This window comes from Streptomyces sp. NEAU-174 (assembly GCF_052665095.1).
In genome coordinates this window covers 68,332-92,889 of record NZ_JBQTCE010000013.1, presented here as the reverse complement: position 1 = coordinate 92,889, position 24,558 = coordinate 68,332, and the positions used below count along the sequence as shown (strand labels likewise).

Annotated in this window: 24 protein-coding genes; 11 read left to right on the top strand and 13 right to left on the bottom strand. The window is 71.3% G+C overall.

All coding sequences use genetic code 11. From position 1 onward, the window contains the following. The first annotated feature begins 17 nt into the window (after positions 1-17). Complete coding sequence (locus ACT2CW_RS32975) at positions 18-1,265, top strand: SAV2148 family HEPN domain-containing protein (protein ID WP_086882135.1); 1,248 nt, start codon at positions 18-20, stop codon at positions 1,263-1,265. A 232-nt stretch (positions 1,266-1,497) separates the two neighbouring features. Here ACT2CW_RS32975 and ACT2CW_RS32970 read toward each other — a convergent pair whose 3' ends face one another. Together ACT2CW_RS32970 and ACT2CW_RS32965 are read right to left on the bottom strand one after the other, a co-directional pair. Beyond that, positions 1,498-2,337 carry an ABC transporter ATP-binding protein gene (locus tag ACT2CW_RS32970; protein ID WP_445519250.1) on the bottom strand — a complete coding sequence of 280 codons (840 nt, stop codon included), beginning with the start codon at positions 2,335-2,337 and terminating at the stop codon, positions 1,498-1,500. Next, positions 2,334-3,050, bottom strand: a complete 717-nt coding sequence (locus tag ACT2CW_RS32965; protein ID WP_445519249.1) for a FadR/GntR family transcriptional regulator — start codon at positions 3,048-3,050, stop codon at positions 2,334-2,336. The genes ACT2CW_RS32970 and ACT2CW_RS32965 overlap by 4 nt, the downstream gene beginning before the upstream one ends. A 179-nt stretch (positions 3,051-3,229) precedes the next feature. Between ACT2CW_RS32965 and ACT2CW_RS32960 the strand changes: the two genes are divergently transcribed. Both ACT2CW_RS32960 and ACT2CW_RS32955 read left to right on the top strand, forming a co-directional pair. Further along, entirely contained in the window at positions 3,230-3,952 is a 723-nt protein-coding gene (locus ACT2CW_RS32960; RefSeq protein WP_164427737.1) for a 3'-5' exonuclease, read from the top strand. Positions 3,953-4,123: 171 nt separating this feature from the next. Continuing rightward, on the top strand, positions 4,124-4,717 hold the full coding sequence (locus ACT2CW_RS32955; protein ID WP_445519248.1) for a TIGR03086 family metal-binding protein: 594 nt from the start codon (positions 4,124-4,126) through the stop codon (positions 4,715-4,717). A gap of 243 nt (positions 4,718-4,960) precedes the next feature. Here the strand turns inward: ACT2CW_RS32955 and ACT2CW_RS32950 are convergent, their stop codons facing one another. Further along, a complete protein-coding gene (locus tag ACT2CW_RS32950; RefSeq protein ID WP_445519247.1) occupies positions 4,961-5,875 on the bottom strand; it encodes a phosphotransferase enzyme family protein in 915 nt (304 codons plus the stop codon). A gap of 243 nt (positions 5,876-6,118) precedes the next feature. Here ACT2CW_RS32950 and ACT2CW_RS32945 point away from each other — a divergent pair, with 243 nt between their 5' ends. From ACT2CW_RS32945 to ACT2CW_RS32930, 4 genes are all read left to right on the top strand, one after another. Then, positions 6,119-6,988, top strand: coding sequence for a carbohydrate ABC transporter permease (locus tag ACT2CW_RS32945; RefSeq protein ID WP_138917543.1), 870 nt, complete (start codon positions 6,119-6,121; stop codon positions 6,986-6,988). Further along, a complete protein-coding gene (locus ACT2CW_RS32940; RefSeq protein WP_445519246.1) occupies positions 6,985-7,941 on the top strand; it encodes a carbohydrate ABC transporter permease in 957 nt (318 codons plus the stop codon). The genes ACT2CW_RS32945 and ACT2CW_RS32940 overlap by 4 nt, the downstream gene beginning before the upstream one ends. After that, entirely contained in the window at positions 7,941-9,227 is a 1,287-nt protein-coding gene (locus ACT2CW_RS32935) for an ABC transporter substrate-binding protein (RefSeq protein WP_445519245.1), read from the top strand. Before ACT2CW_RS32940 ends, ACT2CW_RS32935 begins: the two co-directional genes overlap by 1 nt. A gap of 184 nt (positions 9,228-9,411) precedes the next feature. Continuing rightward, positions 9,412-10,500, top strand: a complete 1,089-nt coding sequence (locus ACT2CW_RS32930) for a CDP-alcohol phosphatidyltransferase family protein (protein WP_445519244.1) — start codon at positions 9,412-9,414, stop codon at positions 10,498-10,500. Here ACT2CW_RS32930 and erm read toward each other — a convergent pair. Both erm and ACT2CW_RS32920 read right to left on the bottom strand, forming a co-directional pair. Further along, complete coding sequence (erm, locus tag ACT2CW_RS32925) at positions 10,401-11,375, bottom strand: ErmE/ErmH/ErmO/ErmR family 23S rRNA (adenine(2058)-N(6))-methyltransferase (RefSeq protein ID WP_445519243.1); 975 nt, start codon at positions 11,373-11,375, stop codon at positions 10,401-10,403. The genes ACT2CW_RS32930 and erm overlap by 100 nt on opposite strands. Positions 11,376-11,927: 552 nt before the next feature. Continuing rightward, complete coding sequence (locus ACT2CW_RS32920; protein WP_445519242.1) at positions 11,928-14,267, bottom strand: MMPL family transporter; 2,340 nt, start codon at positions 14,265-14,267, stop codon at positions 11,928-11,930. 383 nt (positions 14,268-14,650) lie between these two features. On the opposite strand from ACT2CW_RS32920, the gene ACT2CW_RS32915 reads away from it, so the two are divergent. Continuing rightward, complete coding sequence (locus tag ACT2CW_RS32915; protein WP_164427745.1) at positions 14,651-15,871, top strand: S8 family peptidase; 1,221 nt, start codon at positions 14,651-14,653, stop codon at positions 15,869-15,871. Between the two features lie 87 nt (positions 15,872-15,958). Here the strand turns inward: ACT2CW_RS32915 and ACT2CW_RS32910 are convergent, their stop codons facing one another. From ACT2CW_RS32910 to ACT2CW_RS32900, 3 genes are all read right to left on the bottom strand, one after another. Beyond that, complete coding sequence (locus ACT2CW_RS32910) at positions 15,959-16,555, bottom strand: Uma2 family endonuclease (protein WP_164427747.1); 597 nt, start codon at positions 16,553-16,555, stop codon at positions 15,959-15,961. A gap of 319 nt (positions 16,556-16,874) precedes the next feature. Further along, the gene (locus ACT2CW_RS32905; protein WP_020867791.1) at positions 16,875-17,066 is read right to left on the bottom strand and encodes a DUF397 domain-containing protein; all 192 of its coding nucleotides are present in this window, start codon (positions 17,064-17,066) and stop codon (positions 16,875-16,877) included. Between the two features lie 23 nt (positions 17,067-17,089). Next, positions 17,090-17,941: a helix-turn-helix domain-containing protein gene (locus ACT2CW_RS32900; RefSeq protein ID WP_445519241.1), complete on the bottom strand. Its 852-nt coding sequence runs from the start codon at positions 17,939-17,941 to the stop codon at positions 17,090-17,092. Between the two features lie 175 nt (positions 17,942-18,116). Here ACT2CW_RS32900 and ACT2CW_RS32895 point away from each other — a divergent pair, with 175 nt between their 5' ends. Beyond that, a complete protein-coding gene (locus ACT2CW_RS32895; RefSeq protein WP_445519240.1) occupies positions 18,117-18,443 on the top strand; it encodes a hypothetical protein in 327 nt (108 codons plus the stop codon). A gap of 10 nt (positions 18,444-18,453) precedes the next feature. On the opposite strand, the gene ACT2CW_RS32890 is transcribed toward ACT2CW_RS32895, so the two are convergent. Then, positions 18,454-19,029 (bottom strand): TetR/AcrR family transcriptional regulator, encoded by a 576-nt coding sequence (locus ACT2CW_RS32890; RefSeq protein ID WP_164427864.1) that lies wholly within the window; start codon positions 19,027-19,029, stop codon positions 18,454-18,456. Between the two features lie 59 nt (positions 19,030-19,088). On the opposite strand from ACT2CW_RS32890, the gene ACT2CW_RS32885 reads away from it, so the two are divergent. Together ACT2CW_RS32885 and ACT2CW_RS32880 are read left to right on the top strand one after the other, a co-directional pair. Next, entirely contained in the window at positions 19,089-20,045 is a 957-nt protein-coding gene (locus tag ACT2CW_RS32885) for a quinone oxidoreductase family protein (RefSeq protein ID WP_445519239.1), read from the top strand. A 57-nt stretch (positions 20,046-20,102) separates the two neighbouring features. Then, on the top strand, positions 20,103-20,642 hold the full coding sequence (locus ACT2CW_RS32880; RefSeq protein ID WP_445519238.1) for an SDR family NAD(P)-dependent oxidoreductase: 540 nt from the start codon (positions 20,103-20,105) through the stop codon (positions 20,640-20,642). 20 nt (positions 20,643-20,662) lie between these two features. Here the strand turns inward: ACT2CW_RS32880 and ACT2CW_RS32875 are convergent, their stop codons facing one another. From ACT2CW_RS32875 to ACT2CW_RS32860, 4 genes are all read right to left on the bottom strand, one after another. Beyond that, positions 20,663-21,415 carry a sirohydrochlorin chelatase gene (locus tag ACT2CW_RS32875; RefSeq protein ID WP_445519237.1) on the bottom strand — a complete coding sequence of 251 codons (753 nt, stop codon included), beginning with the start codon at positions 21,413-21,415 and terminating at the stop codon, positions 20,663-20,665. A gap of 43 nt (positions 21,416-21,458) precedes the next feature. Next, complete coding sequence (locus ACT2CW_RS32870; RefSeq protein ID WP_199335368.1) at positions 21,459-22,445, bottom strand: ABC transporter permease; 987 nt, start codon at positions 22,443-22,445, stop codon at positions 21,459-21,461. After that, on the bottom strand, positions 22,432-23,256 hold the full coding sequence (locus tag ACT2CW_RS32865; RefSeq protein WP_164427758.1) for an ABC transporter ATP-binding protein: 825 nt from the start codon (positions 23,254-23,256) through the stop codon (positions 22,432-22,434). Before ACT2CW_RS32865 ends, ACT2CW_RS32870 begins: the two co-directional genes overlap by 14 nt. Before the next feature lie 68 nt (positions 23,257-23,324). Then, positions 23,325-24,482 carry an ABC transporter substrate-binding protein gene (locus ACT2CW_RS32860; RefSeq protein WP_445519236.1) on the bottom strand — a complete coding sequence of 386 codons (1,158 nt, stop codon included), beginning with the start codon at positions 24,480-24,482 and terminating at the stop codon, positions 23,325-23,327. Between the last annotated feature and the right edge of the window lie 76 nt (positions 24,483-24,558).

Here is a 24,558-nt window from a genome sequence, read left to right as displayed (position 1 = left end):
TGGAAGGCGGTGCACAGGTGAGCTCGGGCGGGCTGGAGCTGCCCCCCGGTGACGGAGGTCCCGGGGGTGATGGCTCCACCGACGCACCTCCCGGCGCGGTGTCCCTGGTGCGGCCGATGGAGATCGGAGCGGAACTGGACTGGGGCGCCGAAGCCTGGAGCGAGGTGCGCACACGCGCACGCCGGGCCGGGCGGGCCTATATCTGGCTCAACCTCGTGGAACAGCGGCTGCGCGCCGTCGTCAGCGCCGTGCTGCGGCCCATCTACGAACCGGTCCACGGCGAGGACTGGGTCATCGCCGCGGCCGGCCCCGCCGGGCAGGAGTGGGTGCAGCGGGCGGTCGCCGTACGCGAGGTCAGCCGGCGCAAGGGCTATCTGCTCGACCCGGCCGACGACAATGTGGTCAGCTTCCTGACCCTGCCGCAGCTGCGGGAGCTCCTCGTCCAGCACTGGCCGTGCTTCGAGCCCTACCTCGACGACCGCCGCGAGGTGGAGCTGGTCCTGGACGAGCTGGAGGTCTCCCGCAACGTGGTCTCCCGCAACCGCGCCCTGTCCGAGACGGTACTCGCCCAGGCCGAGCGGGCCTCCGCCCGGCTGCTGGAGATCCTCGGCAGCGGCACCGGCTCCCCCTCCGCCGAACGGCTGCCCATCGACGCCGTCGAGGACCTCGTCGGCGACCGCTACGCCGATGTGGTGGGCGTCCATTCCGACCGGGTGCGGCTCCAGCGCCAGCTGCCCGCCGAGGACCTCTTCGGCAACGCCCGCCGCCTCGACGCCGTCGGCATCGGGCTCAACCTCCTGGTCCAGAACTACTCGGGCCGCCGGCTGGTCCGGCTGGCCGAATCCGGCTGCCGGGCCCGGCTGCTCTTCCTCAACCCGGCGAGCAGCGCGGTGCGGCGGCGGGAGCGCGAGCTCGGTCTGAAGAAGGGCGAAATGAGCCGCTCGGTGGAGATGAACATCCTCCATATGCGGCGGGTGCGCGCCCGGCTGCGCGACCCGGGCGCGTTCGAGATCCATGTCTTCGACGAGACGCCCCGCTTCACCGCCTACCTGGTCAACGGCGACGGCGCGGACGGCCTCGCGGTCGTCCAGTCGTATCTGCGCAAGGCCCGGGGCATGGAGGCCCCGGTCCTGGTGCTGCGCGGCGGCGGACGGGGCCGCGACGTCGTCCGCGAGGGCGCGGCCGAGGAGGGCGAGGGCGGGCTCTTCGGCACCTACCGCGAGGAGTTCGAGAGCGTCTGGGCGGACTCCCGGCCGGTGTCCTGAACGGACAATATGCGGCTCCGCCACGTGGCAGGGACTTCGCCCCTGGACCCCGGGGCCGGGGCTGACCCCGGGGTCGGGGGCTGGAGCCCCAGCGGGGCCTCGGGGCGGAGCCCCGCCTTCCAGCCCCTCCGGCGTTTGAGGAGCGGGGTCTGGGGCGGAGCCCCAGTTTCGGGAAGGGGCGGGGAGGGGGAAGCACCGATATGCGGCTCCGCCGCGTGGCCCGCCGCAGCCGTCACGATGCGTCGGACACCCCTGCGGAGCCCGTGCCCTGGTACGGCGGCCGCAGGGCACGGGCGGCCCACCGGCCCTCGGTGCGGCTGATGCGCACCGGATGGTCGAAGCACTTGGTGATGTGGTCCGTGGTCACCACCCCCTCCACCACACCCGACGCCAGGCACTCCCCGGCCCGCAGCAGCATGGCGTGAGTCGTGCTGGCGGGCAGCTCCTCCAGGTGGTGGGTGACCAGGACCGTGGCCAGTTCGGGGTGGTCCCGGCGCAAAGTGTCCAGGCTATCCAGCAGCTGCTCACGGGCGGCCAGATCCAGACCGGTGGCCGGTTCGTCGAGCAGCAGCAGCCGGGGGAGGGGCATCAGCGCCCGGGCGATCAGCACCCGGCCGCGCTGCCCCTGCGACACCGTCGGCCAGCGCGCATCCAGCTTCCCGCCCATGCCGAGGGTGGTCAGCAGCCGGTCGGCCCGGTCGCGCTGGTCGGGGGTGGGGCGGTGGCGGGGGACCGGCTCCACGGTGTTGGTCAGCCCGGTGAGCACCACGTCCCGCACCCGCAGCGGGGAACGCAGCGGATGCCGGGGATCCACATGCCCCACGAACGACCGCAGCTCCCGCAGATCCACCCGCCCCAGTGTGCGGCCGAGGACCTCCACCGTGCCGCGCGTGGGGTGCACCAGCGCGCCCGCCAGGCTGAGCAGGGTTGACTTGCCCGCGCCGTTGGAGCCGAGCAGCGCCCAGTGCTCGCCCTGGTGGACGGTGAGCGAGATCGAGCGCAGCAGCGGGGTGCCGTCGCGCACCACATCCACCTCGCGCAGCCTGAGTACGGGGACGGCCGGGGCGGTCACGGGGCCGCCACCTCCTTTTCGCTGGTGTCGCTGTTGTCGCTTTCATCGCTTGCGAAGAGTTCCATGACGGCCTCGAGATGGGACACCGTGGCCGCGATCGCGGCGTCGGCGTCGCCGCGTGCCAGCCCGTCCAGCAGCTCGGCGTGGGCGCACGACACATCGGGCAGGGCCGGTTCGTGGCTGACCATCTCCACCAGCGCCTCGCGCAGCACCGGGAGGACGGAGGTGAACAGGGCCAGCAGCACGGCGTTCCCGGACAGTTCCACCACGGTTCGGTGGAAGGCCAGATCGGCGTCCACGAAGGCGGCCGGATCGCCTCCGGTCCGCTCCTCGCGCAGCGCGAGATGGTCCCGTAGCCGCCCGATGTCCTCGGGGCGGATGCGCCCGGCCGCCAGCCGGGCGGCCTCGACCTCCAGGGCGCGGCGCACCTCGTACACCTCGCGCAGCCGGGCCCGACGCAGCAGCCGCCGCATATCGCCCTCCCCGGCGGGGGCCGGGGGCTGCGCGGCGTAGGTGCCCGAGCCGTGCCGCACCTCGACCAGCCCGTCATGGGCCAGCAGCCGTACGGCCTCCCGTACCGAGGAGCGGCCGACGCCCAGTTCGGCGGCGAGCGCCACCTCGTTGGGCAGCCGCTCGCCGGGCCGCCAGCGGCCCTCGGTGAGCATCGCGCGCAGTGCGCTCTCGACCCGTGGCACCACGGGTCCGTGCCGCAAGCGTGCCGTCTCCGCCGCCACCGCGCCGCCTCTCCCTGAACGATCATCCGAGGACGGCGGGGACTCTAACACAGAGTCCTCAGACGTCTGAGGACTCGGTCCGGCGCACCGGCCGTTGTCAGTGGTGCATGGGAAGGTGGTGCACACATGGGGGAAGTACGACAAAGGGAGGGGCGGCCATGGGCTGGCACCGGGGGCTGCTGATCGGATTCGACCTGGAGACGACGGGCACCGATCCGCGCACGGCACGGATCGTGACGGCGGCCGTGGTCGAGGTGAGGGGCGGGGAGCCGGTCGGGCGGCGCGAGTGGCTGGCCGACCCTCAAGTGCCCATCCCCGAGGACGCCGTGGCGGTGCATGGGATCACCGGTGAGCGGGCGGCGGCGGAGGGAAGGCCGGCGCGCGAGGTGGTCGAGGAGGTCGCCGAGGTGCTGGTGGCCCACTGGCGCGCCGGCGCGCCAGTGGTGGCGTACAACGCGGCGTTCGATCTCAGCCTGCTCGCCGCCGAGTTGGGGCGGCACGGGCTGCGCCCGCTGAGCGAGCGGCTGGAGGGCGCGGCTACCGGCCCCGTCGTGGATCCGTACACGATAGATCGCGCCGTCGACCGCTATCGCAAGGGAAAGCGCACGCTGGAGGCCGTCTGCGGGGAGTACGGGGTGGTGCACGACCGCGCCCATGACGCCGGCGCGGACGCGCTGGCGGCGGTGCGGGTCGCCTGCGCGCTCGCCGAGCGGTACGGCGAGGTCGCCGGGCTCGAGCTGTGGGACCTCCACCGCAAGCAGGTGGGGTGGTACGCGCACTGGGCGGCCGACTTCCAGTCCTGGCTGCGCCGCAAGGGCACTCCGGACGCGGTGGTGGACGGCGGCTGGCCGCTGCGGGAGGCGGGGGCGGTGGTGGGGTAGCGGCCCACTGGGCTGGGTGAGCGGCCCGCCGGGTTGGGGCGGCGGCCGACCGGGCGGATATCGGAGCGCGCCGCACCGATGAGTTTCCGGCGGCGGGCCGGTCCGTACGGGTAAGCCGGTCCGTACGGGTAAGGGGGACGGACCACGGACTCGAGCGAGGAGAAGACGACCGTGACCGATGAACAGACCACCGTGATCGATTTCGGACCCACAGCGCAGCGGGTGACGGCGCTGCTCAGCGGCATTACGGACGAGCAGCTCAGCGCGCCCACCCCATGTGGCGCCTACTCCGTGGCCGATCTGCTCGACCACTTCATGGGGCTCGCCCTCGCCATGCGCCACGCCGCCGAGAAGACCACGGCCGCGGCGGGCCCCGCCCCGGGGCAGGGGTCGGCCGACCGGCTGGACCCCGACTGGCGGCAGGAGCTGCCGCGCCGTCTGGACGCGCTGGCCGTGGCCTGGCGCGAGCCGTCCGCCTGGCTGGGCACCGCGGAGGCCGGGGGCGTCACCATGCCCGCCCAGATGATGGGCATCGTGGCGCTGGACGAGCTGGTGATCCACGGCTGGGATCTCGCCCGCGCCACCGGCCAGCCCTACGACTGCGATCCCGGCAGCGTCGAGACCATCATCGGATGGTTGTCGGCGGTCCCGGACGAGGAGCGGCCCAAGGAGCTGTTCGGCCCCATGGTGCCCGTCCCGGCCGATGCGGCTCCGCTGGACCGCGCGATCGCCTTGAGCGGCCGCGACCCGGGATGGCGCGCCTGAGCGAATGCCCCACGGCGCGTTGGCCGGTCCGCCCGTACGCCTGCGGCGGGCTGCTCCCCTCCCCGCCCCTTCCCGAAGCATCGATATGCGGCTCCGCCGCGTGGTGGGGCTCCGCCCCAGACCCCGCTCCTCAAACTCCCCCAGCTACCGCTGGGAGGTGCCCCCTGGAGGGGCTGGAAGGCGGGGCTCCGCCCCAGGCCTCGGGGTCCAGGGCCCGCCCCTGGACCGGGGGGAGCCGTTTGTTCAGAACGTGTGCCAGCGCACCGCCGTGTCGCCCTCCCGCAGGGAGGCGATGCGGCGGGCGAACTCGGCGCGGGCCGCCGGGTTGCCCGGGGTGTGCTGGGAGACCCAGGCACAGCTGGCGGTCTCGCGCGCGCCCCGCAGCACCCCGCAGCCCGGCCACTCGCGGACGTCCCAGCCGTACTCCGCCACGAACGCGTCGTACTCCGCCGCGCCGAGCCCATAGCGGTCCCGGGACAGGGCCATCACCACCAGATCGTGCTCGCGCAGATCGTGCGAGAAGGTCTCCAGGTCCACCAGCACCGGGCCGTCCGGGCCGATGTGCACATTGCGCGGCAGCGCGTCGCCGTGGATCGGGCCGGGGGTGAGGCGCGGGGTCAGCTCCTCGGCCGCGGCCGCGAAGTCGTCCCGGCGGGCGCGCAGATACGCCGCGTCCGCCGGGTCGATCGCGTCCCCGGCCAGCCGCAGCCAGCGCTCGACCCCGCCCAGCAGATCGCGGCGCGGCAGCGGAAGCGGCGCCGGGTCGCCGGGTGGGTCGGGCAGGGCGTGCACCATCCGCAGCAGCTCCGCGAGATCGCGCGCCCCGGCGGGGCGTACCGGGTCGGGAAGCCGCTGCCAGTACGTGACGAGATGGTTGGCGAACGGAAGCGGCTGCTCGGGGCCGAAGCGCCGGTCGGGGCGGACCGCGGGCAGCCCCTCCCGGGCGAGCCAGTCAGCGATCCTCAGCTCCCGGGCGGCCCGGTCCCACACCTCGAGGTCGCGGCTGATCCGGACCACCAGGTCGAGGCTGTCGACGGCGAAGACGGCGTTCTCACCGAGGGCCAGCAGCCGGGCCTCCGCCGTACCGGCCCGGTAGGGCGGCAGCGCGGCCGAGAGCACCGCCCGCGCCCGCTCCTCCGTGAACGCGACCTCCGCCACCGAATGTCCCTTCTCCTCGCCGATGTCCGTAGCACCGTACCGACCGCTGCGTCGACTGTCGCAGGTGGAACCGCTTGACTGCACCGCCCGCCCTCCGCACGATGACGTGGGCTCTCCCACCCGGACCGCCCTCCCACCGCGTCCGAAGGGGGCCCTGCCGTGATACCCGCGACCGCCGACCCGGCGCGCTCGGACCCGGGCTCCACCAAGAGCCGGGGCTCCGGCAAGAATCGGGGCGGTCGCGTGACGCGGCATCAGGGCGGCGCCCACGGGGCGTGGTTCCTGGTCCTGCCCGCGCTGATCCCGATCCTCCTCCTCAGCGTCGGCCCGCTCCTCTACGGCATCGCGCTCGCCTTCACCGACTCCCAGGCGGGCCGCACCGACCCCACCCAGTGGATCGGGCTGCTCAACTTCCAGGACCTGCTGCGCGACACCCTCTTCTGGGAGTCCTTCCGGATCGGCCTGGTGTGGGCGGTGGCCGTCTCCGTACCGCAGTTCCTGCTCGCGCTCGGCCTCGCCCTGCTGCTCCACCAGGACCTGCGGTTCCGCTGGCTGTCGAGGGCGCTCGCGATCGTGCCCTGGGCCATGCCGGAGGTCGTGGTCGGCATCATGTGGCGGCTGGTCTACCACCCCGACGCGGGAGTGCTCAACGAGACGCTGGGCACCCACCGCGACTGGCTCGGCAGTCTGTCCACCGCCCTGCCCGCCGTCGTCGTGGTCGGCATCTGGGCACGGCTTCCGCAGGTCACGGTCACCCTGCTGGCCGGGCTCTCGAACGTGCCGCGCGAACTGCACGAGGCCGCGGCCATGGACGGCGCCGGTGCCTGGCGCCGCTTCCGCGCCGTCACCTGGCCCGCCATCCGGCCCATCGCCCTCGCCATCAGCGCGCTCAGCTTCATCTGGAACGTCAACTCCTTCGCGCTGGTCTACGTCCTGACGGGCGGCGGGCCCGGCGGCCGCACCCGGCTGCCGATGCTCTTCGCCTATGAAGAGGCGTTCCGCTACGGCCAGTTCGGTTACGCGGCGGCGATGGGCTGTGTGCTGGTGGCGGTGGTCTCCATCCTGCTGGCCGTCCATCTCGTGGCCCGGCTGAAGGGAGACGACGAGGCATGAGCCCCCGCCCCAGCGACATGCCCGGCCCCGCCCCCGGGCATCGCGGCCCCAGCCCCAGCCCCAGCCCCCGCCCCAGCGCGGTGCGCCACCATCGCACCGCCGTGCGTCGCGGCCCCACCGCCACGCGCCGCGCGGCGCGCACCGGCCAGTACCTCGCCCTCCTCGGCTATCTGGTCTTCCTCGCCTTCCCCCTGCTGTGGCTGGTCTCCACCGCGTTCAAGCCGCCGCGCGAGCTGGCGAGCCTCCACCCGGGCTGGATCCCCGACCATCCCACCCTCGACAACTTCCGCCAGGCCTTCGATGAGCAGCCGCTGCTGCGGTCCGCGGGCAACAGCCTGATCGCCTCCCTCGCCGCCGCTGCCATCACCGTCGTCATCGCCACCCCGATGGCGTATGTGATGGCCCGCCACCACCGCTCCGCGCTGTCCCGGGCGGCCACCGGCTGGATCGTGGTCAGCCAGGCGTTCCCCTTCGTCCTGGTGATCATCCCGTTGTTCCTGGTGCTCAAGGAGGTCCGGCTGATCGACTCCCTCTCCGGGTTGATCATGGTGTACGTGGTGTGGTCCCTGCCGTTCGCCCTGTGGATGCTGGCCGGGTACGCCAGGGCCGTACCGCGCGAGCTGGAGGAGGCCGCGGCCGTGGACGGCGCGGGCAGACTGCGGGTGCTGGTCTCCGTCACCATGCCGCTGCTGACCCCCGGCATCGTGGCCACCGCGCTCTTCGCGTTCATCACCGCCTGGAACGAGTTCTTCTTCGCGCTCGTCCTGCTCAAGTCGCCGCGGAAACAGACGATGCCGATCATCCTCACCCACTTCATCGGAACCGAGGGCGTCGCCGATCTCGGCCCGCTCGCCGCCGCCTCACTGCTGGCGACCCTGCCCTCCCTCGTGCTGTTCGCGCTCATCCAGCGCCGGATCACCAGCGGCACCCTGGCCGGGGCGGTGAAGCACTGATGCGCCGCCGGACGCTGCTGGCCGCGTCCGCCACCGGGGCGCTGCTGTCCGGCTGCGCGCCCGAGCGGCGGCGGGCCACCGGCGGCCGGATCACCCTGCGCTTCCAGTCCCTGGCCTGGCAGCAGGAATCGGTGGCGGCCAACAAGCAGCTGGTGGGGGAGTGGAACGCGGCCCATCCCGACATCCGGGTCGAATATGTCCAAGGCAGCTGGGACGGCGTCCACGACCAGCTGCTCACCTCCTTCGAGGGCGGTGAGGCGCCCGACATCATCCATGACGCCACCGACGACCTCGCCGACTTCGCCTACGGCGGCTATCTCGCCGATCTCACCGAGCTGCTGCCCCGGCGGCTCAAGGACGAAATCCCGACGCGGACCTGGCAGACCGCCACCTTCGACGGCGGCGTCCACGGTGTGCCGTTCCTCCAGGAGCCGCGCGTGCTCATCGCCAACCGCACGCTGCTGGAGCGGGCCCGGGTGCGGATCCCCACCGCCGAACGGCCCTGGAGCTGGGCCGAGTTCGAGGACGCGGCTGAGGAGCTGACCCGGGACGGGACGTACGGCGTGGCCTGGCCGCTCAAGGAGCCCGTCTCCGCGACCCTCAACCTCTCGCTCTCCACCGGCGGCAAGGTCTTCCACCGGGGCGCGGACGGCAAGGTCACCGTCCGGTTCGACGCCGCCGACCAGCGGGTGCCCCGCGTCATCCACGACCAGCTGGGCGGCGACCGCACCGCCGCGCGGACCACCCTCGGCATGGGCGGCTCCGACACCCTCCCCGGCTTCTTCGGCGGGAAGTACGCGATGGTGCCGCTCGGCTTCTCCTACCGTCAGCAGGTCGTGCAGCAGGCGCCCAAGGGGTTCGCCTGGACCGTACTGCCCTCCCCGGCCGGGCCCGGCGGCGATCAGCGGCAGGGGGTCAGCCCGCAGACGCTGTCCATCGCCGCCGACAGCCCGTATCAGCGGGAGGCCGCCCGCTTCATCGACTTCTTCCTGCGCCCGCCGCATATGGTGCGGCTCGCCCGGGGCGACTGGATGCTCCCCACGGGCCGGACCGCGCTGCGGGACCCCGCCCTGCGCACCCGCCGCCACGGCTGGGCCACCGGCACCGCCCTGGCCGGACAGCTGCGCCCGGCGCCCGCGCAGACGGTGCGCGGCTACCCGGAGTGGAAGGACAAGGTGGCCACTCCGGCGTTGCAGGAGTACTACAGCGGGGCGATCGGCATGGGCGAGTTGCGGGAGCGGCTGGTGGACGACGGGAACCTGGTGCTCGCCCGCTACCAGCGGTAGGACCTGCCATAGGACCCTGCGGTAGGCCCCGCCACGCCGCCGACGCACCTGGTCCTGCCATGGACCCGGTCCTCCAAGCAGACCATTGACCCCTGACAAAGGTTGCCCTTGCCCGATCTTGTCTCTCCCCTTAACGGCTTCTTACCTTCAGGTGAACTCATGTCTAACGCCAGAAAGATTGACCATGCCCCGAGACATACCGCCGCTCGCCGAGGTCCGCCGGATCACCGAGAAGAAGCGAGACGCGTGGTGGACCGTCATGCTCGTGGACCCGGTGGCCACACCGCTGGTCCGCTGGATCGCCAAGTACACCCGGGCCACCCCCAACCAGCTCACCTGGGGTGCGTTCCTGGTGGGCCTCGGCTCCGCCGCGTGCTTCGCTCAGGGCGACTGGAGATGGCTGCTGCTCGGGGCCGTGCTCTACCACGTGAGCTTCATCTTCGACTGCATGGACGGCAAGCTGGCCCGGCTGACCGGTACCGGCTCGGTCTTCGGGGCCTGGCTGGACTTCGTCTTCGACCGGATCCGGGTGCTGGTGTGCTCGGTCGCCCTGATGGGCGGCCAGTACGCGCGTACGGATGACGACCTGTATCTGTGGCTGGCGCTGGCCGTCGCCTCCCTGGACGCGCTGCGCTATATCGACTCGCTGGAGATCTTCAAGATCCGGCACGGGATGCGCAAGCAGATCAAGGCCCGGATGCGGGCGGCCCGCAAGGCCGAGAACCAGGCCGAACTGGCCTTCATGGAAGACCTGCTGCGGGAGAACCCCGAGGCCGACCTGGAGACGGACCGCGACACGGTGGCTCCCTTGGAGCCCGTCGCTCCTCGGGAGCCGGTGGCGGCCCTGGAGGCCACGGCGGCCCTCGAAGCCACGGCGGCCTTGGAGGCCTTGGAGACCACGGCCGCCCCGGTCTCGGCCCCGGCCCCGGTCTCCGTCCCGGTACCGGCCCCGCGCCGCCCCGCCGTCGTCGATCTGCACCAGGAGTTCCGGCGCCGCTTCCCGTGGTGGGTCCGGTGCCGGAACTTCCTCCAGCGCCACCGCATCCGCGCTCATCTCATCAGCGGTATCGAGTTCCAGATGGGCGTGTTCATCATCGGCCCGGCCGTCGACGCGGTGGTGGCGACGACCGTCGTATCGGGTGTGCTGCTGCTCGTCTTCGAGCTGGCCATCATCTACAAGTTGCTGTTGTCCACCCGGGACTTCACCCGCACGATCAACTCCTTCGAGACGGCCGAGGGACGCGTTCCGGCCACCACCTCGGTCAACTCCTGAGCGAGGACCAGCCACTGCTCCGGCGTCACATACGCCACCACGACGTCCCGCCCCAGCCCGGCCGCCCGGAACGCCCGATCGAGCGCGCGGGCGGGACAGACCCGGCGCAGTGACGCGTGCAGCGAGCCGCCGACCCCGGTGAAGCCCAGCTCGACCAGGTCCGCGTACACGGACCGGGCCACCGGGTCGGTGAGCAGCGGCCGGGGCCGCCGCGTCAGCCGCAGGATCCCGCCGTCCACCGCGGGCACCGGCCGGAAGGCGGTCCGCGCCACCCGCCCGCACAGCCGCCACTCGACCTCCGGCCAGGACCGTACGGTCAGCAGGGACCAGCGGCCGTAGTCCCCGCTGCGCTTACGGGCGTACTCCGCCTGGGTGAGCAGCGTGGCGGAGGTCAGCCTGGGCACCGCCCGCAGCGCCCAGGCCACGATCTCGGCGGTACGGGCGTAGGGCACGTTGCCGACGAGGGCGAACGGTTCGCGTGGCGGCGCCGCGCTCAGGAAGTCCTGGTGTACGACCCGGACCCACGGACTGCGGGCGAGCCGCTTCCGCAGCCCCGGGATCAGCTGCCGGTCGATCTCATAGCTGATCAGCTCACGGCAGCGCGGGGCCAGCGCCTCGGTGAGCACCCCCTTGCCCGCGCCGACCTCCACCAGGAGATCGCCGGGCCCGGGGCGGGCGGCGCGTACGACGCGGGCGACGGCGCCCGGGTCGATGAGGAAGTTCTGCCCGTACGCACGCCTCGCGCGGTCGCGTTCGGTACGGCGCGGCTCCGCGCGGGGCGCTTCGGTGTTGCGGGGCGCTTCGGTGTTGCGGCGCGGTTCGCCGCCGCGCTGGGCATGGGGGCGGGCATGGGGATGGTGTCGATTGCGGGCCACGGCCACGGTCCTTTCGGAGCCGGGCGGGCGGCAGCAGCGCGGAACGGGCCCTGCCGCCCGTCCCGGAACGAGTGATTCCTGGACTGGCGGGGGCCCTGGCCGAGGGCGCGTGGAGGTGAGAGATCAGCTCGCGGTGAGAGCGCGAGGGGAAGTCCCGCGGGTCAGCCGCTCAGGTGGCGGAACCACCTCGACGGCGAACCGTTCACGGACTCGGAGAGACACCGGGCGCGTCCGGGCCGGCCAGGGCACCGGGGCCGCGCCGCGGGCGGCGGGCAGGCATCGGAAGGGCACGCGCACACGCCACCCGGGCACAGCCACGAGTGATGCGGGTGAACACGCCGATGCCGGGACTTCCGCCCATCGGTGTACTCCTCCCGTGCGCGCGTACGCGAAAGGACGCGTATGCGGATCTCCGCCGTATCCCCGCACCGTAGGGACCGTCCGGGACATCCCGCAACGCCTTTTCCGCCCGACACCGCCACCTCGAAACACCGAACCGGTCACCCGGCCCGAAGGCCGTGTGACCGGTTGAGGGTTGTCAGGATGCGGTCGTCAGACCCTCGCGTGCCGGGGCCGTTCGTCCGCCTCCGGCCGCGGGGAAGCGCCCACCAGGGTGCTGGGCCGCGGGGCCGGGGCGGGCTCGTCGTGGGCGAGGTCCGGGAGCCACCCCAGCCACTTCGGCAGGTACCAGTTGCGCTCGCCCAGCAGCGACATCACGGCCGGGAGCAGAACCCCGCGGATGACGGTGGCGTCGATGAGGACCGCGGCCGCGAGGCCCACGCCCATCTGCTTCATGGACTGCATCGACAGCGTTCCGAAGATGGAGAAGACCGCGACCATGATGACGGCGGCGCTGGTGACCACGCCCGCCGTCGTCACCACGCCGTGCACCACCGCGTCCTTGGTGGTGCGGCCCGCCAGGCGCGCCTCGCGGATCCGGGAGACCACGAAGACGTGGTAGTCCATGCTCAGCCCGAACAGGATCACGAAGAGGAACAGCGGCAGCCAGGACACGATCGCGCCCACGCCCTCCGCGCCGACCAGCCCCGCGCCCCAGCCGTGCTGGAAGACCGCGGTGAGGATGCCGTACGCGGCGCCCACCGACAGCAGGTTGAGCACGATGGAGGTTACGGCGATGGTGAGCGACCGGAAGGACATCAGCATCAGCAGGAAGGCGAAGACCACCACGAAGGCGAAGACCGGGGCGACGGCCGAGCCGAGCTTGTCGTTGAAATCCTTGGAGGAGGCGGTCGAGCCGCCGATGGGGGCGTCCACGCCGTCCACCGTGCCGAGGGTCGCCGGACGCACCTCGTTCCGCAGCACGTCCAGGCTCTTCTCGGCCTTGCCCTCGTCCGAGCCGCCGATCAGCGGGACCTCCACCACGGCCAGGTTCTGCTTGTGGTGGACGGTCACCTCGACCGGGCCCTTGGATGCGCCCTTCGCCACGGCCTCGGTACGGAAGCGGGCGAGGGCGTCGCGCACCGGCGCCGCGTCGATGTCGTCCGCCTTCACCACGACCCTGGCCGGGTCGGAGCCGCCCGGGAACGCCTCGTCGATGTGGTTGTACGCGTTCACGACCGGCAGCCGGTTGCCGAACTCCTGGTCCATGGTGAGGTTCGCGGTGTTCATCCCCACGGCGGGGACGGCCAGCGCGATCAGCGCGCCACCGGCCAGGGCCAGCGACAGCTTGGGGCGGCGCAGCACCGGGCGGAGGACGGCGCGCCAGACGCGGCTCTCGGTGCCGCCGCGCCGCTTGGCGCGGCCCAGGAACGGCACCCGGCCCTTCTCCACCCGCTCACCGAGCAACGAGAGCAGCGCGGGCAGCACCGTCACCGAGCCGACCATCGCCACCGCCACCACCATCAGCGTGGCGAGCCCCATCGCCTTGAACTCCGCGATGCCGGTGAAGAGCATGCCCGCCATCGCCACGATCACCGTGACGCCGGAGACCAGGATGGCGCGCCCGGAGGTGGCCGCCGCCACCCGCAGCGCGGTCTGCGCGTCCCGTCCCGCGGCGCGCTCCTCACGCTCCCGGCGCAGGTAGAACAGGCAGTAGTCGACGCCGACGGCGAGGCCCACCAGCAGCATCACGGAGTTGGCGGTGTCGCTCATGTGCACCCAGTGGCTGACCATCGCCACCAGACCGGTGGTGGCCAGGAACGCGGTCATCGCGAGCAGCACCGGCAGCAGCGCGGCCACCAGCGCGCCGAAGACGATCAGCAGGATGCCGAGCGCCACCGGCAGCGCGGAGTACTCGGCCTGGGTGAAGTCGTCGCCGAACGCGTCGTCGAACGCCTTCTGGCCGCTGGCGTCGCCGAACTCCTCGATCCGCAGGTCCTGGTGGCCGTCCCCAGCCTTGTCCACCGCGTCCAGGACCGGCTGGATGTGGTCGGCCGCCTTCTCCGTGTCGCCGCGCATCTCGAACTGCACGAGCGCGGAGCGCCGGTCGGCGGAGATGGTCTTCGTCTCGTACGGGGAGCGGAGGGCGGTCACCTGGCCGGTGTCGCGTACGCCGGCCATCACCGCGTCGACGGCCTTGCGGAAGGCGGGGTCGTCCGCGGTGAGCCCGCCGCCCTGCGCCTGGCCGCCCTTCGTCTGGCCGTCCTTCCCGTGGCCGCCCTTCCCCTGACCGCCTTTCGCCTGGATGAGTACGGTTTCCCCGGCCGCGTCGTCGATGCCCGCCTCGTCGAGAATCTGCGAGACGCGCCCGGACTCGCCGGGAACCTGCTCGCTCTCCGTCACATCGACCCGGCCCGTCATCGAGCCGACGGCCAGGGCGAGGATGACCAGCAGCACCCAGCCCCCGACCGCCGCCCACCGGTGACGGGCGCTCCAACTGCCCGCGCGCGCCGCTATCCCGCGCGGCCTCTCCAAGCGGCCTGTGTCCGCCACGACATCCCCTTATGCCCTGGTGGCGGACCGTCCCCGCCACTCACCCACGACGCTAGGCCGTGGCGTCGGGCGGACCCATCCTGCTGACCGGTGAACCCTCCGGTGGTTCCCTCCAACCGCAGAAGGGGGGACAGCCCTACCCACCCTGATGCGAGCCCCTTACACACAAAAGGCGTTGACGCCATGGTCGGCGCGGGGTCGATGCGCAGAACGTTGCCTATGTCACACATAGGTAGGGATCTTGAATTGACCCGTACTCATCAGTCAGGGTTTTGTCAGAACCGGAGTGGCCCCAACACACTCCGGATCTGCCGCACTTGAGGGATCGGACGCGATCCGGGTGCGGATTACCCCCCACAACCGCACGAGGAGGAACCCTCGTCATGGCAGTTCACAAGCAGCGCAACGCGCGTCGACTCGGTCTGGCCATAGCCGCCGCGACCGCCGTCACCGCCGGTGTCTTCGTGGCCGTTCCGGCCGGCGCCACCACCGCCCAGCCCGCCGAGGGCACCGTCTACGGCACCCAGGCGAAGAACGCCGTGGACGGCAGTTACATCGTCATGCTCAAGGGCGGCAAGAGCATCAAGGCCGCCTCGGAGGGCAAGGACCTCGCCGAGCAGTACGGTGGCAAGCTGCGCCGCAGCTACGACTCCGCCATCAACGGCTTCTCGGCCAACGGGCTCTCCGACACCGAGGCCAAGCGGCTGGCCGCCGACCCGTCGGTCGCCAAGGTGGTCCAGAACCACCGCTACACCATCAAGGGCACCCAGGAGAACCCGCCGTCGTGGGGCCTGGACCGGATCGACCAGGAAGACACCCAGGGCGACAAGAAGTACGCCTACCCCGACAGCGCGGGTGAGGGTGTCACCGCGTACGTCATCGACACTGGCGTCCGCACCAGCCACAAGGACTTCGAGGGCCGCGCCACCTCCGGCTTCGACGCGGTCGACAACGACGACAGCGCCGACGACGGCAACGGCCACGGCACCCACGTGGCCGGCACCATCGCCGGTGCCGAGCACGGCGTCGCCAAGAAGGCCAAGGTCGTCGCGGTGCGCGTGCTGGACGACCAGGGCTCCGGCACCACCGAGCAGGTCGTCGCGGGCATCGACTGGGTCACCGAGAACCACGAGGGCCCGTCCGTCGCCAACATGAGCCTGGGCGGCACCCCCGACGAGGCCCTCGACGCGGCCGTGCAGAAGGCCATCGACTCCGGTGTCACCTTCGGCGTGGCGGCGGGCAACGAGTCGGCCGACGCCGGCCAGAGCTCTCCCGCCCGGGTGAAGGACGCGATCACGGTCGCCTCCAGCACCGACAAGGACGAGCAGTCCGACTTCTCCAACTACGGCGACGTGGTGGACATCTACGCCCCCGGCTCGGACATCACCTCCGACTGGAACACCGGCGACGACGCCACCAACACCATCTCCGGCACCTCGATGGCCACCCCGCACGTGGTGGGCGCCGCCGCCGTCTACCTCAGCGGCCACCAGGACGCCAAGCCGGCCGACGTGGCGAAGGGTCTGACGGACGGCGCGACCGCCGACAAGATCTCCAACCCGGGCGAAGGCACGCCGAACAAGCTGCTGAAGGTCGTCGAGTAAGGCGAAGTAAGGCTCATGGGCAAGTGAAGTGATCGGTCCCAGGGGCGCAGCCGGGTGGCGAGACCAACCGGCTGCGCCCCTGGGCGGTCACGCTCCGCCGCGGGCCAGCTTGCCGCGCAGCGCGGGAACATCGAGGTCGACGGTGAACTCTCCGGCGACCTCCACGGACTGCTTGCCCGTGATCGTGGCCACCTCGCGGTAGGTGTCCGTCGCCAGCTCATGCGCCACTACATGCAGGTCAGGTTGCAACTCTACCCGCCAGTAGGCGGGCACCTTCGCCTGGGCGTAGAGCGCGGGCTTGAGGATACGGTCGGTGGCCTGGTTGTACGGGGACACGATCTCCACCAGCAGTAGCATCGCCTCCAGTGGCACGACCAGCGTGTCCCACTCGACGGCGGAGTGGTCCATGACCGCGATATCCGGGATGAACAACCTGGATTCGGTTCTCACATTCACCGTCTCGGCTGCCACGAACGGCGCGCCAGACCTGTCCAAGGAGTCCTCGAGCTGTTTGTGCAACTCGTAGGCCACGGTCTGGTGGGCCAGGCTGGGGGCGGGGGACATCATGAGGACACCGTCCACGACTTCGAAGCGGGCGCGTGCCGGATGCTCCGGGAGTGCAAGGACGTCCTCGACCGTCCAGGGGCCTTCGTGATCGTCGACTCGCGTCTCAGCGACGCTCATGATCGCCACCACCGCCTCCTCGTGTGTTCCTTGGCTCCAGCATGGCACGCAGCTCTGACGACTGCCGACGCTTCCAGCCCGAGCCGTGAGGTGGCGGCCAGAACGGGTGAATATCACCCACAGGAGTGAGACGAACACTCAGCGATGACGAACGCGTCCGCTACGGCAGTACCTGGACCGTGTCGCCCACCGCGGGGGGCTGGATGGCCGCCAGGACGACGGCGGCCCCCAGCGCGGCCCCCATCCGGGTACCCGGGCTTCGACGGAGGGCGGTCCGCGGAACGTACGGTGAACGGCCGGGGGCAGGCGCCCTTCGTGGCTACCGCCCGAGGTGGTCCAGCGCCCCCGCCTTGACGGCGCGTATGAAGGTTCTGAGTCGGCCCGGTGTGGTGGTGAGGATGTCGGCGGGGATGTCGCTTTCCCGAATCCGTATCTCACCGCCCGCCGCAGCGAGTTCCACGCAGTCGTTGGTCTCCCCGGGCCCGGAGAACGACGACTTCCGCCATGTCATCGGCTTTTCCATGATCCTGCCCTTCACAATTGCCGCATGATGGTGTGGATGAAGTCCCGAGATTCTTCCGCCGACAAGGAGAACGCCAGGGCCTTGTCGAGAAATACGCGATACCGCGCGAGCTGCGACTCCGCGTCCAGCAGGATAGGGCCGTGCGGCACATCGATGTGTACGGTGTCCAGCCTCGGTACAGCGCCGTATGCGTAGAGCACGGGCGTCCCGGCGCCGCCGAATCCTTCCGCGTCGAACGGGACAACCCGTACGGTGACCCCGGGGCGCTCGCCTTGTTCAAGCATGAAGGCAAGTTGTGCTCGTGCGACCGCCCGGTCGGCGACGAGTGTCCGCAGAGCGGCTTCATGAACGACCGCTTCATACGCGGGAGGCGAGCCACTGTCGAGGACCTCCCGCCGTCGCATACGGAACGCGACCAGCGCGTCCAATTGGCGTGGCGACGGCTGGGGAACTCCGTAAGCCATGAGAGCGCGCGTGTAGTTCTCCACTTGGAGAAGCCCGGGGATGTAGACACCCTGGAAGGTGCGCAAACGGCGAGATCGATGCTCCAGTTCGGCGAGATCCAGGGCCGCGTGCGCGAGGGTTCCCCGGTACTCCTCCCACCACCCCTTGTCGCGTTCCGCGGCCATGGTGACCAACTCGTCGATCAGTGCGTCGTCAAGGCAGGCGTAATGCGTCGCCATTCCGCGCAGCCGTTCCTCGCTGACGCCTGCCCGACCCGACTCCACATGGCTCATCTGGGCCGAGGTCGTTCCGACCCGCTCGGCTGCTTCTCGGGCGGTCAAGCCCGCCGCCTCACGCATCTTGCGCAGTTCGATTCCCAACCGCGCTTGGCGTGCCGTGGGTTGACTTCGCACCGCCATGCCCGTCGCCTCCGACTTCTCGACAATCCGACAGGCGTTCGTTCTGTAGCTCTGTCGGCCCCCAATGTCCGCCACAAAGTTGTGGCGACCACAACTTTGTGGCGTACTTTACGTGATGCGCTCATCACGCAGCGGTGAGTGGCAGCCGAAGCCTACTGCGCCCGTGGAGGCCCACATGCAGACACCGGACTCCCCAGAACTCTTCGACAAGGAACTCCGCGACCTCGTCCTCGCCGTCGCGCCCAGAATCTTCGCCGTCGTCGAGGAGTGCGAGGTGCGGCCCGGGCTGAAAGACGGGTGTGTCGCGGCGTGGGGAGTGGCCTTCCATGAGGGTCCCGTCCACGTGATCACGGCCGACGGAACCGGCCAGATGGTCCTCAACTCGCCGGAGCGGGCGCTGCGATGGTTCACGCGCGGCGGTGGCGAGGACGGCGTGACGGCGAGGCTGGTGTGGCTCAGCCGCTCGGGCGACGCCACTTTCGACCACGCCGAGGCCGCTTGAGCGCCCTGGGCTACGACAGCAGGTGGTCGAGGCAGAGGTTCAGCCCGGCCTCCAGGTGTTCCGCGGAGCCCGTGGAGAGCAGGACGGTGACGCCGCCTTGGACGGTGGCGATCACCGCCGCGGCCGTGCGGTCGGGGTCGAGTGCCGGGTTGGCCTCGCCGGCCGCCTGCGTGGCCTCGATACCGGCTCGGACGCACTCCTGCCACCGCCGCACCAGTTGCGCCGACACGGCCTGCGCGGCCGGGCTGTACCGGCCCACGTCGGCGATCAGCACCCCGAGCGGGCAGTACAGCCCCTGGTCGCGGTAGCGCGTGACGATGAGGTCGCGCCACGCCTCCCAGGCCGCGCGCGAGGTGAGTTCGTTCAGGTACGGCTGCTGGTCCTCGAAGACTCGCTCGGCTTCGAGTTCGGCGACCGCGAGCAGAAGCTGTTCCCGGCCTCCCGGGAAGTAATAGAACATCTGCCCTTTGCCGGTGCCGCTGCGCCGGCCTACGTCGTCGAGCGTGGTGGCGTTCGTGCCGCGTTCCCGGATCTCGGCCGCGGCGGCTTCGACGATGCGCAGGCGGGTCGCGGCGCCTTTCCTCATGACCGTCACCGGCCAAAGTGTACTTGTGGGTACATTTTTTGGCACATAGCTTCGGCCGCATGAAAGCGATAGTCATCGACGAAGCAGGGGGACCGGAGGTGCTGCGGCTGCGGGAGCGGCCGGCACCCCGCCCGGGCCCGGGAGAAGTCCTGGTGGACGTCCGCGTGGCGGGTGTGAACTTCTTCGACACCGCCATCCGCGGACAGGCCAGGGCCGAGGTGCCGGGCGCGGAAGGCGCCGGCGTGGTGGCGGAGACGGGCGAGGGGGTACACGGGTTCGCCCCGGGGGACCGTGTCGCGTGGCTGACGATCGACAACCTCGGCAGCTACGCCGAGCGGATCGTGCTCCCGGCGAGCAATGTCGTCCCGGTACCCGACGCCGTCGACGACGAGACGGCTGCGGCCTTGCTCGTGCAGGGTCTGACCGCGCACCACTTCGCCACCGTGTCCCACCCGGTGCGACCGGGGGACATCGCGCTCGTGCACGCGGCCGCCGGCGGGGTCGGGATGATGCTCACCCAGATCATCAAGGCCCGCGGCGGCACCGTGATCGGCCTGGTGTCGCGACCGGAGAAGGTCAAGTTCGCCGCCGACGCGGGCGCCGACCACGTCCTGGTCTCCTCCGGTGACGCGTTCGTCGAGCCGGTGCGCGAGCTGACCGGCGGCGAGGGTGTGCATGTGGTCTTCGACGGTGCGGGCGCGACCACGTTCGCCGCATCGCTACAGGTACTGCGCACGCACGGCACGCTGGTGTTCTACGGGCCGCTGATCGGGGACGTGCCGACCATCGCGATGAACGACATCCCCCGCAGCACCCGCCTCACCTACGCCGTGACCGAGGACCATGTCCGCACCCCCGAGGAACTCGCGGCGCGCACGGCCGAGTTGTTCGCGCTCGTCGAGAGAGGCGAGCTGGTCGTCCGGATCGGCGGTCGGTACCCGCTGGCGGAGGCGGCAAGGGCCCACGCCGACATCGAGTCGCGTACGACCACCGGGAAACTGCTGCTGCTCCCGTGACCGGTGGCCGCAGGGTCTCCGCACACCGCCAACGGCCCACTCGGGCCGCATGGATTCGTGCGGCTCGACGTGACCGACGACGCGTCGGTGAGCAACGCGCTGGCGACGATCGACTCGGCCGAGGGCCGACTCGACGTCCTGGTGAACAACGCGGGCATCCTGGGGGACGGAGCTACCGATGGGCCCACGGCTCTCCGGGCCTTCGACACCAACGCGGTGGGCATCGTGCGCGTCACGGAGGCGGCGCTTCCGCTGCTGCGCACATCCTCGAACCCGACCGTGGTCACCGTTTCGAGCAGCGCCGGGTCGTTCTGGGCGGTCACCAATCCGGACCGGCCGGAGTTCAACCTGCCGTTGGCGATCTACTCCGCCTCCAAGGCCGCGGCCACCATGCTGACGGTCCAGTACGCCAAGTCCCAGCCGGGCATCAAGTTCAACGCGGTCGAGCCCGGCACCACCGCGACCGACCTGACCGCGGCGTTCGGAATCGGACGGGCGCCGGAGGAGAGCGCCAGGGTCGTCGTGCGGTTGGCGACTCTCGACGCGGACGGCCCGACGGGGACCTTCCAGGACGAAAACGGAGAGGTGCCCTGGTAGGCGTCTGGGAACGATCGGTCTCAGGCCGTCAGCAGGGCCGGGGACGCCGCGCGGGCCTCGTCGTAGCGGGTCAGCAGCAGGCGGGCCAGTTCCGGGGCGGGGCCCAGGACGGGGGCCAGGAGGTCGGCGCCCGCCGCCTCGGCGCCGCTCGCGATGCGGTCGGGGAGACGGCCGGGGGCGATGACGTAGGGGGCCACGGCCACCCGGGGGACGCCCTCCGCGCGCAGGGCGCGGACGGCGTCCTCGGTGCGGGGAAGAGAGGCGGAGGCGAACGCGGGTCGCACGGCGCACCATCCGGTGTGCCGCCACTCCCGCGCGATTTCAGCGATCACCGCGATCGCCTCCGGGTCGGTGGACCCCGCCGAAGCCAGGACGACCCCGGTCGAGGAGCGGTCGGCGGGGCGCAGCCCCGCCTCGTGCAGGCGGCGCTCCAGGGCGTCCACCAGCAGTGGGGACGGGCCCAGGACCTCGGCCTGGCGGATGGAGAGGCGGGGGTGGCGGGCCGTGGCCTCGCGCAGCACCGCCGGGATGTCGGTCTTCGCGTGGAAGGCGCGGGTCAGCAGCAGCGGGAGGGCGATCACCTCGGTGGCGTCCGCCGCGGCGAGCCGGGCCAGCACCTGCGGTACGCGCGGCGCGTTGAACTCCAGGAACGCCGCCTCCACCCGCAGCCCCGGCCGCAGCGACCGCACCCGCGCGCGCAGCGCGTCGACGGTCGCCGCATGGCGGGGGTCGCGGCTGCCGTGGGCGATGATCAGCAGGGTCGGGGCAGACATGGTGATGGCTTTCCGTGGCTCTCGATGAATTCCGTGTTTCGTGTCAGCGCGCGCTCGCCAGCAGGCCGCGGCTGCGCAGCACCCGGCGCTCGATCGGGGCGAAGATCAGCAGCTCGATGGCGATGCCGACCACGAGGATCAGGAGGATGCCGAGGAGCACCCCCGCCATATCGGAGTTGTTGCGCTGGTTCTCCAGGTACTGGCCGAGACCCAGGCCCAGGTCCGGGGACTTGGCGATGATCTCCGCGGCCATCAGCGAGCGCCAGGAGAAGGCCCAGCCCTGCTTGAGCCCGGCGACGTAACCCGGCAGCGCGGCGGGCAGCAGGATGTGCCGGGCGCTGACCAGGCCGCGGGCGCCGAGGGTGCGTCCGGCGCGGAGGAACAGCGGGGGCACCTGGTCGATGCCGGCCACCAGCCCGTTGGCGATGGAGGGGACCGCGCCCAGCAGGATGACGGTGTACATCATCTGGTCGTTCAGGCCCAGCCAGATCACCGCGGGCGGCACCCAGGCGACCGACGGCAGCGACTGGAGCCCGGACAGGATCGGGCCGAGCCCGGCACGGATGAACTTCACCCGGGCGACGACCAGACCCAGCGGGGTCGCGATCGCCAGCGCGATGAGGAAGCCGAACAGACCGCGCGAGACGCTGGTCCAGATGATGTCGAGCAGCTCGCCCTGGAGCCACAACTGGCGCAGCGAGTCCCAGACCAGCCCCGGGTCGGGGAGCTTGTAGTCGGGGGTGACCTTCGCGACGACGAGCACCTTCCACAGGGCCAGTACGAAGGCGACGGCCACGATGGGCGGCAGCACCTTCTGGACCAGCACCTCGGCCGGTGAGACGCGCTTGGTCTGCACCGCGTCCAGGGCGTCCAGACCGGCCTCCAGGCCCGCCAGGTCCTGCCCGGGACCGGCCTTGCCCGTGGACTTCTCCACCGACTTCTCTATGGACGTCTCGATGGGCTGCTTCCCGCCGTTCCCGCCGTCGGCTTCCTCGACCGCGGTGCCGCGGGTGGTCTTACTGCTGGCCATGGCGGCGGATCTCCCCACGCAGTTCTTCGGTGATCTCAACGGACAGGTCGGCGACGGCCGCGTCCTCGATGCGGCGCGGCTGCGGAATGTCCACCGACCACTCGCGGACGATCCGGCCCGGCCGGGAGGACAGCAGCACCACGCGCTCGGCCAGCCGGACGGCCTCGCGGACGTTGTGGGTCACGAACAGCACCGAGACGCCGGTCTCGCTCCAGATCCGGGTCAGCTCCTCGTGCAGCACATCGCGGGTGATGGCGTCGAGCGCGGCGAACGGCTCGTCCATCAGCAGCACGCTGGAGTCCTGCGCCAGGGCGCGGGCCAGCGCCACGCGCTGCCGCATCCCGCCGGAGAGCTCGTGCACCCGCTTGCCGTGGGCGCCGCTGAGCCGCACCAGCTCCAGCAGCCGCTCGGCCCGCGGCCTGCGGTCGGCGCGCGGCACCCCGCGCAGCCGCAGCGCCAGCTCGATGTTCTTCCCCGCGGTCAGCCACGGGAACAGGGCGTGCTCCTGGAACATCAGGGCCGGCCGGCCGCCGGGGACCTCGATGGCCCCCGAGGTCGGCTTGTCCAGGTCGGCGATCAGATTGAGCAGCGTGGACTTACCGCAGCCGGACGCCCCCAGGATGCAGACGAACTCCCCGGGCCGCACCTGGAGGTTGATGTCCTCGAGCACGGCCTGGGCCGCCCCCGGGCGGCCGAAGGCCTTGTGGACATGGGCGATCGAGACGGATCCGGTGGCGTCGGCGGGGCCGGGGGAGCCCGCCGTCGCGGTGCTCGCCCGGTCGTCCTTCTCGGTGGTCAGTGCCGGGGACATCCGGTCACCTCCTGATGAATGCGTACATGCGTGTACATGAGTACGGTGCGTACGGGACGGACGGGCGGCTACTGGCTGCCGAGGCCCGCGGCGGAGACCGGCGGCTTGCCCTCGGCCTTCAGGACCTTGTTCAGCGGGCCCAGGTCGTAGATCCCCTTGAGATCGGGCTTCTCCAGAAGCCCCGCCTGGACCGCGTGGTCGGCCTCGGTGTTCAGCGTCGAGGCCAGGGGGTCGTCGGTGACCTGGATGGACTTCCACGCCGGGTCGATCACCTCGGCGGGCAGCGGCTTGCCGGTCTCCTCCTTGAGCGCCGCGTTGGCCGCGTTCTTCGCCTGCTCGGGGTTGGCCTTGATGAAGGCGTTGGTCTTCACCGAGCCGCGCAGCACGGCCTCGACGACCTTCGGGTGCTCCTCGAGGAACGACTGCTTCACGATCAGGTTGGTGATCACGAACTTCTTGTCCGGCCACAGCGAGGACTCGTCGAGCAGCACCTTGCCGCCGTCGGCGACCAACTTGGACGCGGTCGGCTCGGGCACCCACGCGCCATCGATGGCACCGGACTTGTACGCGTCGGGCGTCACCTTGTTGTCGCTGCGGACCACGGACACATCGCCCTTGCCGCTCTGGGCGTCGACCTTCCAGCCCTTGCTCTTGACCCAGTTGAGGAACGCCACGTCCTGGGTGTTGCCCAGCTGCGGGGTGGCGATCTTCTTGCCCTTGACGTCGTTCAGCGTCTTGATCTTCTTGGGGTTGACCACCAGCTTGACGCCGCCGGAGACCGACCCGGAGATGATCTTGAGGTTGGAGCCGTGGGACTTCACATAGCCGTTGATGGACGGCGACGGGCCGATCCAGCCCATGTCGATGGAGCCCGCGTTGAGCGCCTCGATCTCCGACGGCCCGGCGTTGAAGACGTACGGCGCGACCTTCGTGCCCTTGAGCTCCTGCTGGATCGGGCCGCCCTTGCGCAGCCCCACCAGCGCGGTGGCGTGGGTGAGGTTGGCGAAGTAGCCGACCTTCACCTTGTCCAGACCGTCGACCTTCGCACCGCCGGCCGCGGGGACCGCTGAGGATCCGGTGTCGTCGTCCTTCTTCTGCGAGCCGTAGCCGCAGGCGCCCAGCGCGCCCATCAGCAGGGGGAGGACGGCCGCCGCCGCCAGGATCCGGGTGCGGCGGTGGGGGTGCTCGGCTGGTCGCGGAGCTATGAGGCGGACGGCAGACGACACGGGGGTGTTCCTCTCGACGGGCCGGGGCGGCGTCAGAGGACGCCCGGCGGTTCAGAAGGCTTTCGGCGGCGGTGCT

Bases quoted from the DNA above. Each gene is read 5' to 3' on its own strand.
- ACT2CW_RS32865 (WP_164427758.1), bottom strand. From the start codon at position 23,256: ATGTCCCCGGCACTGACCACCGAGAAGGACGACCGGGCGAGCACCGCG.
- ACT2CW_RS32895 (WP_445519240.1), top strand. From the start codon at position 18,117: ATGCAGACACCGGACTCCCCAGAACTCTTCGACAAGGAACTCCGCGAC.
- ACT2CW_RS32940 (WP_445519246.1), top strand. From the start codon at position 6,985: ATGAGCCCCCGCCCCAGCGACATGCCCGGCCCCGCCCCCGGGCATCGC.
- ACT2CW_RS32900 (WP_445519241.1), bottom strand. From the start codon at position 17,941: ATGGCGGTGCGAAGTCAACCCACGGCACGCCAAGCGCGGTTGGGAATC.
- ACT2CW_RS32935 (WP_445519245.1), top strand. From the start codon at position 7,941: ATGCGCCGCCGGACGCTGCTGGCCGCGTCCGCCACCGGGGCGCTGCTG.
- ACT2CW_RS32885 (WP_445519239.1), top strand. From the start codon at position 19,089: ATGAAAGCGATAGTCATCGACGAAGCAGGGGGACCGGAGGTGCTGCGG.
- ACT2CW_RS32910 (WP_164427747.1), bottom strand. From the start codon at position 16,555: ATGAGCGTCGCTGAGACGCGAGTCGACGATCACGAAGGCCCCTGGACG.
- ACT2CW_RS32905 (WP_020867791.1), bottom strand. From the start codon at position 17,066: ATGACATGGCGGAAGTCGTCGTTCTCCGGGCCCGGGGAGACCAACGAC.
- ACT2CW_RS32890 (WP_164427864.1), bottom strand. From the start codon at position 19,029: ATGAGGAAAGGCGCCGCGACCCGCCTGCGCATCGTCGAAGCCGCCGCG.
- ACT2CW_RS32915 (WP_164427745.1), top strand. From the start codon at position 14,651: ATGGCAGTTCACAAGCAGCGCAACGCGCGTCGACTCGGTCTGGCCATA.
- ACT2CW_RS32875 (WP_445519237.1), bottom strand. From the start codon at position 21,415: ATGTCTGCCCCGACCCTGCTGATCATCGCCCACGGCAGCCGCGACCCC.
- ACT2CW_RS32960 (WP_164427737.1), top strand. From the start codon at position 3,230: ATGGGCTGGCACCGGGGGCTGCTGATCGGATTCGACCTGGAGACGACG.
- ACT2CW_RS32930 (WP_445519244.1), top strand. From the start codon at position 9,412: ATGCCCCGAGACATACCGCCGCTCGCCGAGGTCCGCCGGATCACCGAG.
- ACT2CW_RS32870 (WP_199335368.1), bottom strand. From the start codon at position 22,445: ATGGCCAGCAGTAAGACCACCCGCGGCACCGCGGTCGAGGAAGCCGAC.